The organism is Pseudomonas sp. P7758 (assembly GCF_013386485.1).
In the GTDB taxonomy this organism is placed as follows: Bacteria; Pseudomonadota; Gammaproteobacteria; order Pseudomonadales; family Pseudomonadaceae; genus Aquipseudomonas.
Map to the genome: position 1 here is coordinate 84,531 of NZ_JACARS010000068.1, position 16,223 is coordinate 100,753.

Here is a 16,223-nt window from a genome sequence, read left to right on the forward strand (position 1 = left end):
CCCTCGCCACAGCAAGCCCCTTTGCCATAGCAAGCTCCCTTGCCACAGTGTTGCAACACGTGCCGCTCAAACTGACCGCCTTTCGAGCAATCCCCGTATAATCGCGGTTTTTCTCGAAGGCACCCTTTCCCGTGGGCAATAAACGCTACAGCTGCATCGGTCTGTACAACCCCAAATCCCCCGAAAACGTCGGCTCGGTGATGCGCGCCGCCGGCTGCTACGGCGTGGCCTCGGTGTTCTACACCGGCAAGCGCTATGAGCGGGCCCGGGACTTTATTACCGACACCAAGAAGGTCCACCACGACATTCCGCTGATCGGTATCGACGACCTGAAAAAGATCCTGCCCCTGGGCTGCATCCCCGTCGCCGTCGAGCTGGTGGAAGGCGCCCGCCCTCTCCCCGAATACACCCATCCGGACCGTGCGCTGTATATCTTCGGTCCGGAAGACGGCTCCCTCGACAAAGAGATTCGCGACTGGTGTGAAGACGTGATCTACATCCCGACCACCGGTTGCATGAACCTCGCCGCCACCGTCAACGTGGTGCTTTACGACCGTCTGGCCAAGGGCAACAACACCCGTTCGGGCCCCAAATACTGATTTTTTGGGAACATCCGCGGCCTGTGTGCAGTCAGCTGCATATCAATCAGCCCTTGTTGGAGACAGATCATGAGCGACAGCAAAACCCTGCGACCCGTTATCCGGTCCACCCCGTTCGAGCCCCAACCCACGCAAAACGTCCAGGGTTGGGAACGCATCGGCTCCCTGGCTGGCGGTGTGGTGATGATGGGCAAAGGCCTGCGCCGTGGCGGCTTTTTCGGTTTGATCCAGGTGGCGATTGGCGGCGTAGCGCTGGCACGCGGGATCAGCGGGCATAGCTCGGCGAAAGAGTTGCTGGAGCGCAGCCGCCAGGAAATGAACAGCGTGCGGACCAAGATCGAACGCGCCGGTGAGGAACTGAAAAACCTCAAGACCAAGGCTGAAGTGGCGGCTGAAAACGCCAGCAAAACTGTGGGTTAACCCCGATCAAAAGTGGGAGCGGGCTTGCTCGCGAAAGCGGAGTGTCAGTCACTGACTGTGTTTCTGATACACCGCTTTCGCGAGCAAGCCCGCTCCCACCTTGGTTTCAGTGCAGCAGTTTGGTATCGAGTACTACCGACGACTCGCCAATAATGCTCTCCCCCAGCTGCACGAATTCCTTTGTGCTGATGCTGTTCAAGCGCATCACCGCCTGGGTCAAATCATCCAGCGAACGCTTGTTGTGGGTTTTCACACGAATCTCGCGGTCCAGCTCCTGCAACAACACCACCGCTCGTGAGACGGTCGCGCTACTGGCGTGCTCGACCCGCAGAGTGGTCACGTCCTTGCCTTCGCTGGCCAGCCGGGCCTGCAGGGCGGCATAACGATCGTCGCTGATCCCCCCTGCGCGGCGCATCAGCTCAATGGCGTAGTACTGCGCCAAGCCCTCGCTGATCCAATCGCTGCCCTGGTGGTCGTTGAAGCGGCCGATAGCCTGCACCACTTCACGGATCAACGGGCTGCTGCCGTTCTCGCTGACCAACGGCGTACGGCTGTTGAGGTAGATCGAGTCCCGCGCCGAATACGCACCGCGGCGCATCGGGTCACTGGCGCCCACCACCAGCAATTTCGCCGGGTGCCGTGGGAATGCCGCTTGCACTTGCGGCCAGACAAACGTCAGCAAGGTCAGCACATCCATGCGATGCATGCCTTGCCCTTTGGGCGACGCCACGGTGATTTCGGTTTCCCCCAGGCGCATCCTGCGACTGCCCAGCGTACCCGCGAGCATCCAGCCGGTGGGCCGGTCAAACAGGCGGGAAACGTTATCGATGCGGAATTTGTTCTTGCCGATGCGCGGCCAGGACGTCTCGACGCTTTTCCAGCCGGCAGGCAGTTCAAACACCAGGCGCGACACCAGTTCAATGCCGTCCTGTTGATCCAGACGTGCAGTGGGCACCAGGTCCTCGCCGCGAAACAGCGCCCAACTCGGGGTCATCCGCGCTTCATAGACGCCTTTCTTGCGCGCGTGGGTGAGGCGTACACGGTAGGTCAGGCTGGCCTTGTCGGCACTCGGTTGCCACAGGCCGCGGCTGTCACCCGGGGTATTGCCCGGCAACACTTGCCACTGGCCATCGGCCTTGAAGTCGCTGTAGTCGCCGTCGCGGCCCAGGTCGAAGTTGAGGCTGCGCACCGCCGAGCCCTGGGACAGGCTCAGGCGCACTTCTGCCTGATCACTTTGGGGCAACAGCTTGACGTGATAGTCCAGGTCAACTTTCTTCGCCGCCCACGCCGGCGCACTCAATACCAACAACAGCAGGCTCGCCGCCAGCCTGGCTCCAACCGTCATACACACTCCTTCTCAGCCTGCACGAAAAATCAGGTAATCCTCCCAGTCATCCTCGGGCACGCTGCCTTCGCTGAGCATGCGCCCGGACTGGGAAATGCGTTCCTGGTGCACAGCGTCGCGATCGCCGCAGACCAGGTGGTGCCACAGCGGCAAGTCCTTGCGCTCGCTGACCAGCCGGTAACCGCAGGTGGGCGGCAGCCATTTGAACTGGTCGGCCTGGCCCGGAGTGAGCTGGATGCAATCGGGCACCGAGGCGCGACGGTTGGGGTAATCGGTGCACTGGCAGGTTTTCAGGTCCAGCAGTTTGCAGGCGATGCGCGTGTAGTAGACGCTGTTGTCGTCTTCATCCTCGAGCTTTTGCAGGCAGCACAGGCCGCAGCCGTCGCACAACGACTCCCACTCATCCTGGTCGAGTTGTTCGAGGGTTTTGCGGATCCAGAAAGGTTCGACTTTGGCGGCCATGGCTCTACATCAATATCGGTATGTTAAAAGGCCGCCAGTCTAGTGCCCATGGCCCCCGGGGCCAAGCGCTTACGACTGTCGGTAGAACAAGACTTGTCAGCCACCCGGCGGCGAAGTAGCTTTGAACCCCGGTTTTTCATCAGGATCAGCCCAATGAGCAGCAACCCACGCGTCGCCGACTATCCGATCCACCCACAATTCACCGACCGCTGGTCGCCGCGCGCCTTCACCGGCGAAAGCATCCCGGTGGACACCCTGTTGAGCTTCTTCGAAGCCGCGCGCTGGTCACCTTCGGCCTACAACTCGCAGCCATGGCGTTTTCTCTATGCGCGCCGCGACACGCCGAACTGGGAACGTTTCCTGGGCCTGCTGAACGAATTCAACCGTGGCTGGGCGCAGCATGCCTCGGCCCTGGTGATCGTCGCGTCGAAGACGACCTTTGCCGTGCCTGGTGCCACCGAAGAAACCCCGGCCCTGTGGCACACCTTTGACACCGGCTCGGCCTGGGGCCACCTGGCGCTGCAAGCCAGCCTCAGCGGCTGGCACACCCACGGCATGGCCGGTTTCGACCAGGAACTGACCCGCAAGGAACTGAAGATTCCTGAAGGTTACGCCCTGCACGCTGCGGTGGCGATTGGCAAGCTCGGCGACAAATCGACCCTGGCCGACTACCTGCAAGCCCGGGAAACCCCGAGCCCGCGTCGTCCATTGAACGAGCTGGTGTCCGAAGGCGACTTCAACCACTAGGACTGAACACGCTCTGGCAGTCGTTGACGGTCACGTCAAAACCCTGCTGCTGCGATCACAGCAGGGTACACCGGCCACAAGTGCAGCTACGCCTTGGCGATCAGCGCGTAATAGGCCCTGCGCAGCTCGTCTCGATCACGCTTGTACATACTCGCGAGAAACGGTGTCATGTCTTCAAGACCGTTTGCGTTCAAGTCCACTGGATAGATTTTATTATCCCTCGCTGAATACAGGAAATTACTTAACTGCAGATCGTTGTGGTAAAGATTTTTCTGTTCCATGCGCCGAAATGCGTCATCCAGTAAAAGCCTGGCCTCTGGGGGCAAACTTCCCCTTGCCAGGGTATTTACATCCACCCCGTCCAGCTTGCCCATTTTCAAATAACGGCGACCATTTTCAAATATCGTGGTTGCAAAGCCGTCACCGTAATAGCTGTTCAGGCACAGGGTCTCGTTATCGACAAAGTCGTCGGCAGAAGTCATGGATGAAGGGCCATAGTCCTTATAGACACTTTTCCCGTCGAGACTGTCGTAGATCGTCCCCTCACCGCCCCCGCCAATTTCCGGCCCCAGGTCTGATGCCACAGAAGGCGGGTTACCGCCGCGTGCCCCCAGGCGCTGCCATTGGTCCCCCTGAAGGTGCTGCACCAGCAGCGGCGTTTGCCGGTTGTTGTGATAAATCTGCGCCTGTACGGCACCGTCGGCGGTGCGAGTCACTTGCCGCACTTCGTAGACCGCAGTGTTGCCGGCAGTATCGGTATGGCGGATGTGGGACAAGTGACCGTCCGCCGCCACATAGATCCCCTGACTGTTGCGCGCAAGCCCGGCTATTTTCGATTCGGCCACGCTGTAGTCGCCAAGCAACCGGTTGTTCAGGGCGCTGCCCGGCTCGGCAGGCGTGGTGATGATCGCCCCATCCATCGCACTCGTTTTTGCGGTGAAGCCTTCAAGAGGGCTGCCGTAAGGCCGCATCCTGTCCACATCAAACGCATACCATCGACCGTTCTGGAGTACCGCGCCTCCATCAACGCTTTGCCCGGCGACCTTGAAGGTACCCGTCGCTGCTGCGTCATAGTGTTTACTGGCAGCCTTCAACAGGTCATAGCTGCCGCTCGCGCCCCTGAGCTTGTTGACCACCTCTGCACCCGTGGCGCGTACAAAGTTGGCGCCTTTGCCCAGCAACCGGGCACCGCCCGCGACCAGTTCGCTGAAGCCATCCAATGGGTTGAATGCTTGAATGGCAGCCACACCGATGACTTTTGCCACTTGAATGGCCTTGGCGGCGGCGCTCGCGACCTTGGCCCCCGCCTTCGTGACTTTCGCCGCCACACCCGCGCCCGCCGTGACTAAACCAAAGACATCCAGCGCCAGGTCACTGGCCCCTTCCAGGTGGTTGCCCCTGGAAAAATTCACGATGGCTGACCTGAGCGGAATCAGGTCAAGAAAAAAGTGGGTGACGTTCCACTCGGTTGCCATTTGTTTATCGAATGAGGTGACACCTCGGGCATAGGTTTTTATGTCATCACTGTCGAGATCAAGATGCTCAACAAAGGCATCGGCGATGTGCTGGGTTCGCGCACTGGAAAAACTGGGGGGCGGCGTTGACAAGCCGTCCTGGCTCTTTTGGCCAAGGGCAGCCTCGCTCACGGTCTTGGGCTTGAAAGGCTCCGTCTTGAACTCCTTGTTGGCCTGCCGCTCGCGTTTTGTTGTTAACTCCGAGGCCGGCACCGACTTGATTGCACCTGCGTTCAAATCAATTTCATAAACAGTGTTGCCATTCCTTCCGGTGGCCTTGACCCACAGTTTGTTTTCCGCGCCCTGCCGTTTTTTAGAGGTGAAGTCGAGGCCCAGTTCATAAGTGTTTTTCTGAAAAAACTCGAGCTTTGCAAACTCCAGGTTTTCCCGGTCAACCAAGGGCAGTGTTGCGACAAGGTGCCTGATGACGCTGCGAACCCCTTGCTGGCGAGAAGTGATTGCTTGTTCAAATTCTTCGTTGAAGATTTTGTTCACGCTGAAATCCAGGCTCTTGCCTTTGAGTGCCTCGGCAATGCTTGAGTCCCTGGTTTCCCATGGGTATTGGCCAAGTCCGCTCATGGCGATGTCCAACAACGAGAAAAGCCCGCCGGGCGCCCGGTTCGGATCATAAAGTGGTTGGGCTGACGGTTGTTTCGAGTCAACGACCTTCAGTCGTTTCTCTTCAAAAGGTACGTGTTCGCCAAACCGCTCCTTCAAATGAGCCAACGCAATGTCTTTACGGCTTGGAATCTCGGCTTCCAACAAACCGGTAGCCGCAAGCGTCGACTTCAGTTGTGCGTTGAATGCCGTCCTTGCACGGTCTATCTCATCGTCGCTGTAATGATCACCTGGCTGGCATGTGACGATCCCGTTGACCACGGCCCAGTCTACCAATGCCGCCTTTTGTGCATGTTCGGCGGCGGCTCGATTCGTCAGGATCGCGTTTTCCGCGCAGGACATGACTTGGGCAAAGGTCATGTGCGCCACCTTTCCGGGGAACTGCGCCTCTATGGCCGCCGCTGCGACAGCGAGGCTTACCCAGGCAGGGCTGCCGTAGGTCACGCGGTCGGGGATGTCCTTGATCAAAAACTCGGGCGCCTTTCGTGCCAGTAACAAATAGGCGCCAGCCTTGGCCATCTCGGGACTGGTCTTGTGATTTTCGTGCAGGTAAGTGCTCAGGCGCTCGAGCACTGTCGAAGCCGGCTTGCCCCAATGGGCTTGTTGGGCGAGGTCGAAACCCGCCACGCGGTTACGGTGCGGCGCCGTGATGGACTCCGGGTCAAGCAGCAGATGGATCGCACTCAGTGCGTACTCGTTCACGCTGGTCTCGGAGGCGGCGCCCCCAAGCTGGTCCTGTATGGCTTGCCCCAGTGCCTGCCCGCGGGTGGAGCTGACGAGGGTTTCGAGTGCCTTGGCAGGATCAGCCAATGCCTCGCCCGACAACGGCTGGTTCGCGTTCAGATATTCCAGTACACCCACGCTTGCGCCGATGTGTGGTGCATTGGGGTTCTGGCTGCCATGGTCGGTAGCCGCCGCCAGTACCCTGCGCTGTTCAGCGGCGCTCATGGGAACAGGCCAGGACAACCCGCCGCCAAAATTGCCGAGCGGATGCTCCAGTGCCCTGTCACTCACCGCATGGGCATGACCGGTCAGCTGAAAATGATTGGTGGGCAACCCCAAGCCGATACTTCCGAGAAAGGTCTCTACCGTCGCCGCTTTACCCGCCTGGGTCGGGTAGGACGAGTCGGGGTGTATTTGCATCGGTGTCGTTTGCAGCGCGGCCAGCACCGCTTGAGGGCTGGCATTCACGCCAAGACGGCTGGCGATTTCGTTGAGCTTCTGGCCCAGTGTCCGCAGATTCTCGCGGTCGCCCAACGCCGCGGTGAGACCGGATTGCCGGGGGACTGGGGCGAGGGCCAGCGTATCGCGATCGGCCGTAGCACCCAGAGCAGAGGGCAATAGAGGGAGCTCCGCCGGCTCGGTAGAAAGCAGGGAAAGTTGCGGAGTTACCCGTGGAGGGAGAGACACAGTGCCAGCATTCAACATGAGAATGTACCCATCTGGAGAGGGGTACGAGCCTCACATACGGCCTGCGAAACGAACATCTGATTAGTGTTTGCAGAAATTTGTAAGCGCCCGGCAACACGCGTTGCCGGGCCTTCGCGCTGTCAGTAACCGCGCTCGAAACTCACTTCGCCGCGCAACGTTTCCTGCGCCTGGTACGCGCGCAAATTCTCGACAAATAATTGCACCATCATCCCCGGCGAAGTCGGCGCCGAGCTGTGCCCGGTCAGCAGCAACCCCCAGGCGGTCCAGAACGGATGGCGCTGGGGCAATGGTTCCTGACGGCAAACGTCAATCACCGCGCCGGCCAGATGGCCTTCCTTCAACGCTTCTACCAGGTCTGCATCGACCACCGCCACGCCGCGCCCGACGTTGATGAACAACCCGGTCGGCTTGAATTGCTTGAACAGCGCCGCATTGTACAAATCGTGGGTGTTCGGTGTGTTAGGCAGCAGGTTGACCACGTAGTCCACCTCACCCACCAGGCGCGGCAACGCGTCGAGCCCGGCAACTTCGACAAACGGCGCCTGCTCACGGGCCTCACTGGCAATGCCGTACAGCTCAACGCCAAACGGCTGCAGGAATTGCGCAACGCTGCGGCCGATATCACCGGTACCGACGATCAGCACTTTGCGCCCCGCCAGGCTCTGGCCCATGCGGTTATCCCACTTGCGCTCGACCTGGCTGACCAGCCGCGCCAGCACTTCACGCTCATGGCCAAGCATGTAAGTCAGCACGTATTCGGCCATCACCTGGCCAAAAATGCCCACGGCGCGGGTCAGGCGGTAATCCCGCGGCAGGCCGTCGGCCAGCAGCGGCGTGATGCCGGCCCAGGTGGATTGCAGCCATTGTGGCTGGTGCCCTTGGCGCAGCAAGGTGGCCAGAAGATCCGGCTGGCCCAGCCACACCGGGCAATCGGCCGCCAGGCGCGACAATTCGGCGGAGTCGCCGCTGGTCATGACCTCAAGGTCCGGCGCCGCTTCGCGCAGCAGCCGGGCGTACAGCGGGTGATCGTGTTCAGCAATCAGAACGCGCATGGTTCAAACCTTTCAAAAACACTGCAGGCGGCCGCCGGTCCAGTTCACTGTACCGTGCGGCCGCCGCCAAAAATTGAATTCCATTGATGAATGTGCCCCGGACGGGGCACTGACCGATCACATCGGGTCATTGCGTCGCAGCAGCTCTTCGGGCAAGTGTTCGATGTACTCGTCCTCGGCCGGCGGCATTTGCAGGTGGTAACCCTGCTTTTCGAGGTTCTCCAGAACCACGGTGATGTCCTCGCGGGACAGCTTGCGCTCCGGGCTCAGCACCAGGTCGAAGGCGTGGTGCGGCTTGCCGAAGGCGGCCAGCAGACTTTCCGGCACGCGCTCCAGTGCATCGCTTTTCAGCACGTAGAGGTACATCTCGTTTCGTTTGAGGCTGCGATAGATGGAGCAGATACGTTTCAAGGCTGTTCTCCGGCAATGGCCAGGCTGTCCAGCAGCGCCTGGCCCATCAGTTCGCGGCGCCAGCCACGCAGCGAATCTGGCAATTGGTAAGGCCCCTCGGGGTAGCCGCTCTTGACCAGGGCTTCAAGGGTTTTCTTGCGCAGCATCAGTTCCGGCGCCATGTCCAGGCGTTCGGCCTCGGCCTGGCCCAGGGCGCGCAGTTGCTTGATCAGCGTGGCGGCGTCCACCGGCAATGGCTCGGCAACCGCCGGTGGCCACTGGTCCATGGGCACGCTGCCGGCGCGCTTGATCAGGCCCAGCAGGAACTCGCCGTCCTGGCGCACGGTGCGCGGGTGCATGTCTTCGATCTTGCCCAGCGCGGCGAGGTTATCCGGCTGGGATTTGGCCAGGGGCCATAACGAGTGCTCACGGATGATCCGGTTGCGCGGCAGGTCACGGGCACGGGCTTGCTGTTCGCGCCAGGCGCACAGTTCGCGCAATACGGCGAGCTGGGCACGGGAGAGTTTCCAGGCGAGCTTGGCGTCGCGATAAACCTCGTACGGGTCGACTTCGCGGCGCAGGTTGGCCACCAGTTCGGCACCGTCTTCCAGGACCCAGGCGTATTTGTCGTCGGAAAGCTTCGGGCGCAGGCGTGTGTAGACTTCTGCCAGGTGCACCGCGTCTTCGGCAGCGTAGCTGATTTGCGTCTCGGACAATGGCCGCTGCAACCAGTCGGAGCGGGTCTCGCCCTTGGGCAACTCGATATCGAGGACGGCTTGCACCAACCGCGAATAGCCCATGGAGAAACCGAGGTTCAGGTAGGCCGCCGCCAGTTGCGTGTCGAACAACGGCACCGGCAGGCTGCCGGTCAGGCGCAGCAACACTTCCAGGTCTTCGCTGCACGCGTGTACCACCTTGATCACCGCCGGGTTCTCCAGCAAGGCGGCCAGGGGTTGCCAGTTGTCGATGGTCAGGGGGTCGATCAGGTAAGCGCGCACGCCATCACCGATCTGGATCAGCCCGGCAATGGGATAAAAAGTGTCGACCCGCATGAATTCGGTGTCGAGGGCGACGAATGGCAACTGCTGCCATTCGGCGCAGTGCTGGCCGAGGCTATCGTTGTCGCAGATCCAGTGAATATCGATGGCCACACGGCTCTCCCTTGAAGAATGGCGCGCAGTATATATCGCGAAAGGGAGTTGCGAGCATTCGCAGTACAGCATCCGCCATGAAAACTCTTATAGGAGCTGAAGAATAGTCCGACAGTCGGTACTTATCCTCTCTTACGCAGGACATACACCCGCCACATGGCTGAGCCGGGCATGAACTCCTGTTGACCGAGGACCTTGAAACCCGCCAGGCGAAACTCCGCCTCCACTTGCGCCCGGTGGCTGGCAACTGCCGCCGGGCCAGGCTGCAACGCCCGGTACCCGCTGTCGCTGTTGACCGAGACGATTACCGTGTCGCGGCTTACCCGATGAAACTCACCGAGCAGGGCCAGGCGCCCTTCTGCCGTTGGCACATGGCGAAACAACTCCAGGCAAAAAATGCAGTCCACCGCGTTGGCCGAAAGGCCGATGGAAAATGCCGACCCCTGGAAGGTCTTGATCCGCTTGAGCAAGCCCGGCGCGTGATGGGTACGGGCGTGGTCGAGCATGTCCTGGGAGTTGTCCGACGCCAGGATCACCCGGTTGCTGTGCTCGGCCAGCACCGGCCAAAAGCGCCCGGAGCCGCACGCCAGGTCGAGAATCAGCCCTGGCTCGCCGGCGATCTTCAGTGCACGGCGCACCAATTGCTCATCGCGCCACAACCCCAGGCGCCGCAACAGCCCCGGCGGACGCGTGTCGGCGCAGACCAGGGCATGCTGCTGGCCAGCGCGTTCGGCAAATTCAATCTCGATGGAAGACGGCGGTTGCGACGGCATCACACGACTCTGTTAATGGATCAGACATTCGCAGCTTAACCACCGTCTCGTGAAAAAAAGGTCGAAGGATTGTTCGCCGTTAATGCAGAACCAGTATCCAGCCCGCTGCCTGTCTGTTAACTGTCTGTGATCAGCGCCTTCATCTTCAGGCCTGGTGCAGATACCAGCGCCAATCCTGCTCGCCCACCTCGCCCATGAACTGACGGTATTCGGCCCGCTTGACCGCCAGGTATACGCCGAGGAATTCGCCGCCGAACGCCTCACGCGCCCAAACCGAGCCTTCAAGCGCACGCAAGGTGGTCAGCCAATCGGTGGGCAGCAACTCCTTGGCCTGGGCATAACCGTTGCCCTCCACCGGCGCGCCGGGGTCGCGCTGTTCGCGGATGCCCCGGTGGATACCGGCCAGAATCGCGGCCGCCGCGAGGTACGGGTTGGCGTCGGCGCCGCAGATACGGTGTTCGATATGCCGGGAAAACGCCGGTCCGCCGGGCACCCGCAGTGTGACGGTGCGGTTGTCCACGCCCCAGGTCGCGGCCAGCGGCGCGTAGCTGTTGGTCTGGAAGCGTCGATAGGAGTTGGCGTTGGGGCAGAACATCAGCAACGAGTCGAGCAAGGTGCTGAGCATGCCGCCCACCGCGTGGCGCAACAGCGGCGTGCCGTCGGGCGCTTCGCTGGCAAACAGGTTATTGCCGTCGCGGTCCGCCAGGCTGACGTGCATGTGCATGCCGGTGCCGGCCAGATCGTCGAACGGCTTGGCCATGAAACACGCGGTCATCCCGTGCTTGTGGGCTACGCCCTTGACCAGGCGCTTGTAACGCACCGCCTCGTCCATGGCTTGCAGGGCATCGTTGCGATGCTCCAGGGTGATTTCCACCTGGCCCGGGGCGTATTCGGAAATCGCCGTGCGCGCCGGGATACCCTGGAGTTTGCAGGCGCTGTAGAGGTCGGCGAGGAACGGTTCGATCTGCTCCAGCTCCCGCAGGCCGTAGACCTGGGTCGAGCGCGGGCGCCCGCCGTCGACATCCCGCGCCGGTTGCGGGCGGCCGTTGCTGTCGGGTTTCTGGTCGAGCAAATAGAACTCCAGCTCCGCCGCCATCACCGGGTAATAGCCGTCGGCCTTGAGGTCGTCAATCACCCTGGCCAGCAGGTGCCGGGGATCGGCCACGGTAGCGGGCATGCCTTCGGTGGGGTGCATGCTGACTTGCACTGCTGCCGTCGGGATCAGGCGCCACGGCATGCGCTGCAAACTGCCGCTGACCGGGTAAGCGCGGCAGTCGATATCACCGACTTCCCAGACCAGCCCGGAGTTCTCCACGTCGTCGCCATTGATGGTCAGGCCGAGGATGGTACTCGGCAGCGGCCGGCCACTTTCATAGACCGCCAGCAGTTCATCGCGGTGCAGCAGTTTGCCGCGAGGCACACCGTTGTTGTCGAGGATGAACAGCTCGAACATCTCGATATCCGGGTTCTGCTCAAGAAAGGACTGGGCTTCGTGCAGGGTGGCAAAGGGCGTGCTCATGGGCATTCTCATACGTTCGCGTCAGGCAGGCGCGCGGGCGCTGCCGGGCAGATGCGCGGGGCATCCATTCGGGCAAATCAACGTAGGAGAAAGGTGTCCGGTGGGCGTGCGTGGCGGCAGTGCCAGAGCGCCCAGAAGGCGAGTTCGGAAGGGAGGGCATCAGCGGTGACCCGACGACGATCCGGACGGCTGGACGCGGTGGCGCCGGGCGATGTCTCAGGGTGTGTGTCGGGGGAACCGTCCATGCGGGATTCACAGTAAAGAGATGCCGGGCAGCCTCACACGCGAGGTTAAGCCGTTAAATCCAGTCTTGATGGAGTTTGGTTGTGCCGTGGCTAAACATTTGCAAATAATGGCGGCCCTGCCCATGCCCAAGGACCCGACCGCATGAAAGCATTGCTGACCCTTTCCCTGCTGGCCGGCCTGTCTGCCCAGGCCCTGGCCGACAGCCCTGCGTCGCGCCTGGATGAAGTGCTCCAGCGCGGCGAAATGAGCGTCTGTACCACCGGCGACTACAAGCCCTACAGCTATTTGCGCCCGGACGGCAGCTACGAAGGCATCGACATTTCGATGGCCCAGTCCCTGGCCAAGAGCCTTGGGGTGCAGGTGAAGTGGGTGCCGACCACCTGGAAAACCCTGATGCCGGACTTCCTGGCCCAGCGCTGTGATATTGCGGTGGGTGGTATTTCAGTGTCCCTGGAGCGGCAGAAAAAGGCGTTTTTCAGCCAACCATTGGGCGTCGACGGCAAGATCCCGCTGGTGCGTTGCGCCGATGTGCAGCGCTATCAGACGGTGGAGCAGATCAATCAGCCGCAGGTACGGGTGATCGAGCCTGCGGGCGGCACCAATGAAGTATTTGCGCGGGCGCATTTGGGCAAGGCACAACTGACGCTGTTCCCGGATAACGTGACGATTTTCGAGGAACTGCTGGCGAACAAGGCGGACGTGATGATCACCGACGCCAGCGAGGCGCGGTATCAGCAGAAGCTCAAGCCGGGACTGTGCGCGGTGAATCCCGAGCGGTACATGCAGTACAGCGAAAAAGCGTTCCTGCTGCCCCGCGATGATGTCGCATGGAAGAGTTACGTGGACCAGTGGCTGCACTTGAGCACGGTGACCGGCGTGTATGACGGCATCATCAATCAGTGGCTGGCTGCGCCCTGACCAGCTCGACAAACGCCCTGCACGCCGCACTGCGATAGCCTCCCTTGCGGCTGAGCAACGCCGCCGTGCGTTGCGGCAACGGCGGGCTTAGCGGCACCGCCTGCAACCCCGGCTGCACCTGGGCAATCGCGCTGGGCAGGATGGTCGCCAACTGCGTATTTCGTACGATTTCGATAATCGCGCTGATGGAATTGGCCTCCATGGTAATCAGCGGTTTCACCGCCTGGCTGCGAAAATACTCATCGATATAGCGACGCGTGGCGAAGCCGGCATTCAGCAGCACCAACGGCTGCTGGAGCCACGACTGTCGATCAATGCCGGGATGACCGGCGCTCACCACTACGCTCAACGCCTCGACAAACACCCCTTCACACTCGATATCCGGCAAATGCTCGCCGGTAAAACCGATGCCGATATCCAGCAAATCCTCCGTCAGTGCCGCCTCCATGCGGTCCTGGGTCAGCTCCTCGACACTCACTGTAATCCCCGGATACAGCCCGTTAAATCGCGCCAGCAGCGGCCCGATCAGGTAGGCGGTAAATGTCGGCGTCATCGCCAGGCGCAAGCTGCCACGGCTCAGGTCCTGCACGTCATGCATGGCGCGGGTGCCGGCCTGCAGATCCTGCAAGGCCAGGCGCGCAAACCGCACATAGGCCTCGCCTGCATCGGTCAGGCTGACGCTTCTGCCGGAACGGTCCAGCAGTAGCGCACCGAGAGTGTCTTCCAGTTGCCGGATCTGCTGCGACAAGGTCGGCTGCGACACATGCAGCGCCTCCGCCGCCCGGGTGAAATTACGGTGCTCGGCAACGGCCAGCAGGTAGCGGATATGACGCAGCAACATGGAAGGCGCTCCAACTATAGGCATGACTTATAGAAACCATAATAAGCCGGTCTTGGACGCTATAGCTGAAAACTTCCATCCTTGCCCCATCAGCGACGCAAGGAGAACCACCATGCAAGATCTCATCGACGGCTTTCGCAAGTTCCAGGGTGAAGCCTTCACCCAACGCAGCGACCTGTTCAAACACCTGGCTACCACGCAAAACCCCGGCACGTTGTTCGTGTCTTGTTCCGACAGCCGCGTAGTCCCGGAACTGCTGACCCAGCAGGAACCCGGAGACCTGTTTGTGATCCGTAACGCCGGCAACATCGTCCCGTCCTACGGGCCGGAGCCTGGCGGCGTGTCGGCCACCGTCGAATACGCAGTGGCCGTTCTCGGCGTCAGCGACATCGTGATCTGCGGCCACTCCGACTGCGGTGCCATGACCGCGATCTCCACCTGCAAATGCCTCGACCACTTGCCCGCCGTGGCCAACTGGCTGCGCCACGCCGAGTCGGCCAAGGTGATCAACGCCGCCCGCACTCACGCATCGGATGCCGACCGGCTGAACTCGCTGGTACGGGAAAACGTGGTCGCCCAACTGGCCAACCTCAAGACCCACCCTTCCGTGGCCCTGGCCCTGGAACAAGGCCGGCTGAGCCTGCACGGCTGGGTCTACGACATCGAAAGCGGCGCCATCGACGCCCTGGATGGCCGCAACGGGCGCTTCATTTCGCTGCTCGACCACCCGGCCACCCGTGCCTACGCCGCCTGAACCTTATTCAAACCCAAGAGGACATCACCATGTTGCAATCCCAATTCGCCCAATCCCCACGCCTGGCCCTGGCCGACACCGTCATCGACATCAAGGCGCGCAAGAACCTGTCATGGCAGGACCTCACCGACGGCACCGGCCTGAGCCTGGCGTTCGTCACCGCCGCCCTGCTCGGCCAGCATCCGCTGCCCAAGGACGCTGCCGATGTGGTCTGCGACAAGCTTGGCCTCGACCAGGACGCCAGCCGCCTGCTGCAAACCGTGCCCCTGCGCGGCAGCTTCCCGGGCGGCGTGCCGACGGACCCGACCATGTACCGTTTCTATGAAATGCTGCAGGTCTACGGTTCGACCCTCAAGGCCCTGGTGCACGAACAATTTGGCGACGGCATCATCAGCGCGATCAACTTCAAGCTGGACATCAAGAAGGTCGAAGACCCGGACGGCGGCTCCCGCGCGGTGATCACCCTGGATGGCAAATACCTGCCGACCAAACCGTTCTGATTTGCCGGCAAACCGTCTACGCTCTTGGCACACCAACAAGATCGAGGGACGGGTAATGAAGGCAATGCTCCGAGCCACCTGGCTGCTGCTGTTATGTGTTGGCCAGGTGCACGCCGCCACCGCTGAGGAGGCGGATGCCCAAGCCGCCAAGGCCTTGCTGGAAAAGGCCTTGGCGTATTACCAGACGAATGGTGACAAGGCTTTTGCGGCGTTCAGCCGCCAGGGTGAATTCGTCGATCAGGACCGTTACGTGTTCGTGGTCAACACCAAGGGCGTGCTGCTGGCGAGTGGCGGGCCCTCTTCTGCGTTGATCGGGCGCGATGTTTCCGAGGTACTGGGGCCGGATTTGAACAAGTCGTTCAAGGAGGCGTTGACGGTGCCGGAAGGCAGTGGCATCCAGCAGGCCGATTACCGGTGGCAGAACTGGAATGACGGCAAGGTGGAACGCAAACATGTGTATTACCAGCGCGTCGGGCAGCGGATTTTGGCCGTTGGCTACTACCTGCCGCGGGCGACGCCGGAACATGCCAGAGCGCTGCGAAACAAAGCCGTCAAGGCGCTGGAGAAAGACCCGGTTGGGACGCTCAAGGCCATCAACGCCATGCAGGGTGGTTTTCTACAGGACGATTTGTATGTGTTTGTGGTTGACCTCGACACCCAGCGCTACGTGGCCCATGGCACGACTCCGCGGTTGGTGAATACGGATTTCAGCAAGATCAAGGATCCCGACGGGAAGCCGGTGGGTGAGCCGATCCTGGCGGTCATGGCCGAGCAGGATCAGGGGGAATACAAGTACCGCTGGAAAAATCCGGTGACCGGAAAGGTTGAGAACAAGCATGCGTATTTGCGCAAAACCGGACATTTCATGGTGGCTGTGGGGTATTACAGCCCGTGAAGGTCAGCTATTTAAATGCTGGAACGCAATCGAATGTGGGAGCGGGCT

At 61.2% G+C, this 16,223-nt stretch carries 16 protein-coding genes; 7 read left to right on the forward strand and 9 right to left on the reverse strand.

Going from position 1 to position 16,223, the window contains the following annotated elements:
• Positions 1-131: 131 nt before the first annotated feature.
• Together HX873_RS14995 and HX873_RS15000 are read left to right on the forward strand one after the other, a co-directional pair.
• Complete coding sequence (locus tag HX873_RS14995) at positions 132-599, forward strand: RNA methyltransferase (RefSeq protein WP_003210674.1); 468 nt, start codon at positions 132-134, stop codon at positions 597-599.
• A gap of 69 nt (positions 600-668) precedes the next feature.
• The gene (locus tag HX873_RS15000; protein WP_003210673.1) at positions 669-1,019 is read left to right on the forward strand and encodes a DUF2892 domain-containing protein; all 351 of its coding nucleotides are present in this window, start codon (positions 669-671) and stop codon (positions 1,017-1,019) included.
• 106 nt (positions 1,020-1,125) lie between these two features.
• Here the strand turns inward: HX873_RS15000 and HX873_RS15005 are convergent, their stop codons facing one another.
• Both HX873_RS15005 and HX873_RS15010 read right to left on the reverse strand, forming a co-directional pair.
• The gene (locus HX873_RS15005) at positions 1,126-2,364 is read right to left on the reverse strand and encodes a hypothetical protein (protein WP_087692570.1); all 1,239 of its coding nucleotides are present in this window, start codon (positions 2,362-2,364) and stop codon (positions 1,126-1,128) included.
• A 12-nt stretch (positions 2,365-2,376) separates the two neighbouring features.
• Entirely contained in the window at positions 2,377-2,826 is a 450-nt protein-coding gene (locus tag HX873_RS15010; protein WP_003210671.1) for a YcgN family cysteine cluster protein, read from the reverse strand.
• A 153-nt stretch (positions 2,827-2,979) separates the two neighbouring features.
• Here HX873_RS15010 and HX873_RS15015 point away from each other — a divergent pair, with 153 nt between their 5' ends.
• Positions 2,980-3,573, forward strand: coding sequence for a nitroreductase family protein (locus HX873_RS15015; RefSeq protein WP_177122852.1), 594 nt, complete (start codon positions 2,980-2,982; stop codon positions 3,571-3,573).
• Between the two features lie 86 nt (positions 3,574-3,659).
• Here HX873_RS15015 and HX873_RS15020 read toward each other — a convergent pair whose 3' ends face one another.
• From HX873_RS15020 to HX873_RS15045, 6 genes are all read right to left on the reverse strand, one after another.
• Positions 3,660-7,046 carry a hypothetical protein gene (locus HX873_RS15020; protein ID WP_256349635.1) on the reverse strand — a complete coding sequence of 1,129 codons (3,387 nt, stop codon included), beginning with the start codon at positions 7,044-7,046 and terminating at the stop codon, positions 3,660-3,662.
• Between the two features lie 209 nt (positions 7,047-7,255).
• Positions 7,256-8,188: a D-2-hydroxyacid dehydrogenase gene (locus tag HX873_RS15025; RefSeq protein ID WP_003210668.1), complete on the reverse strand. Its 933-nt coding sequence runs from the start codon at positions 8,186-8,188 to the stop codon at positions 7,256-7,258.
• A 117-nt stretch (positions 8,189-8,305) separates the two neighbouring features.
• On the reverse strand, positions 8,306-8,599 hold the full coding sequence (locus tag HX873_RS15030; protein WP_003210667.1) for a YcgL domain-containing protein: 294 nt from the start codon (positions 8,597-8,599) through the stop codon (positions 8,306-8,308).
• Positions 8,596-9,729: a ribonuclease D gene (rnd, locus tag HX873_RS15035; RefSeq protein ID WP_087692573.1), complete on the reverse strand. Its 1,134-nt coding sequence runs from the start codon at positions 9,727-9,729 to the stop codon at positions 8,596-8,598. Before rnd ends, HX873_RS15030 begins: the two co-directional genes overlap by 4 nt.
• Before the next feature lie 122 nt (positions 9,730-9,851).
• Positions 9,852-10,502: a class I SAM-dependent methyltransferase gene (locus HX873_RS15040; protein WP_003210665.1), complete on the reverse strand. Its 651-nt coding sequence runs from the start codon at positions 10,500-10,502 to the stop codon at positions 9,852-9,854.
• 145 nt (positions 10,503-10,647) lie between these two features.
• Positions 10,648-12,021: a glutamine synthetase family protein gene (locus tag HX873_RS15045; protein WP_177122854.1), complete on the reverse strand. Its 1,374-nt coding sequence runs from the start codon at positions 12,019-12,021 to the stop codon at positions 10,648-10,650.
• 387 nt (positions 12,022-12,408) lie between these two features.
• Between HX873_RS15045 and HX873_RS15050 the strand changes: the two genes are divergently transcribed.
• Positions 12,409-13,185: a transporter substrate-binding domain-containing protein gene (locus HX873_RS15050; protein ID WP_008437921.1), complete on the forward strand. Its 777-nt coding sequence runs from the start codon at positions 12,409-12,411 to the stop codon at positions 13,183-13,185.
• Here the strand turns inward: HX873_RS15050 and cynR are convergent.
• Entirely contained in the window at positions 13,160-14,026 is an 867-nt protein-coding gene (cynR, locus tag HX873_RS15055; protein ID WP_177080164.1) for a transcriptional regulator CynR, read from the reverse strand. The genes HX873_RS15050 and cynR overlap by 26 nt on opposite strands.
• 112 nt (positions 14,027-14,138) lie before the next feature.
• Here cynR and HX873_RS15060 point away from each other — a divergent pair, with 112 nt between their 5' ends.
• From HX873_RS15060 to HX873_RS15070, 3 genes are read left to right on the forward strand one after another with little or no spacing between them, the layout of a single operon-like run.
• A complete protein-coding gene (locus HX873_RS15060) occupies positions 14,139-14,780 on the forward strand; it encodes a carbonic anhydrase (protein WP_177080165.1) in 642 nt (213 codons plus the stop codon).
• 29 nt (positions 14,781-14,809) lie between these two features.
• Positions 14,810-15,280, forward strand: a complete 471-nt coding sequence (cynS, locus tag HX873_RS15065) for a cyanase (RefSeq protein WP_003210659.1) — start codon at positions 14,810-14,812, stop codon at positions 15,278-15,280.
• 55 nt (positions 15,281-15,335) lie between these two features.
• On the forward strand, positions 15,336-16,175 hold the full coding sequence (locus HX873_RS15070; RefSeq protein ID WP_177122855.1) for a cache domain-containing protein: 840 nt from the start codon (positions 15,336-15,338) through the stop codon (positions 16,173-16,175).
• Positions 16,176-16,223: the final 48 nt, after the last annotated feature.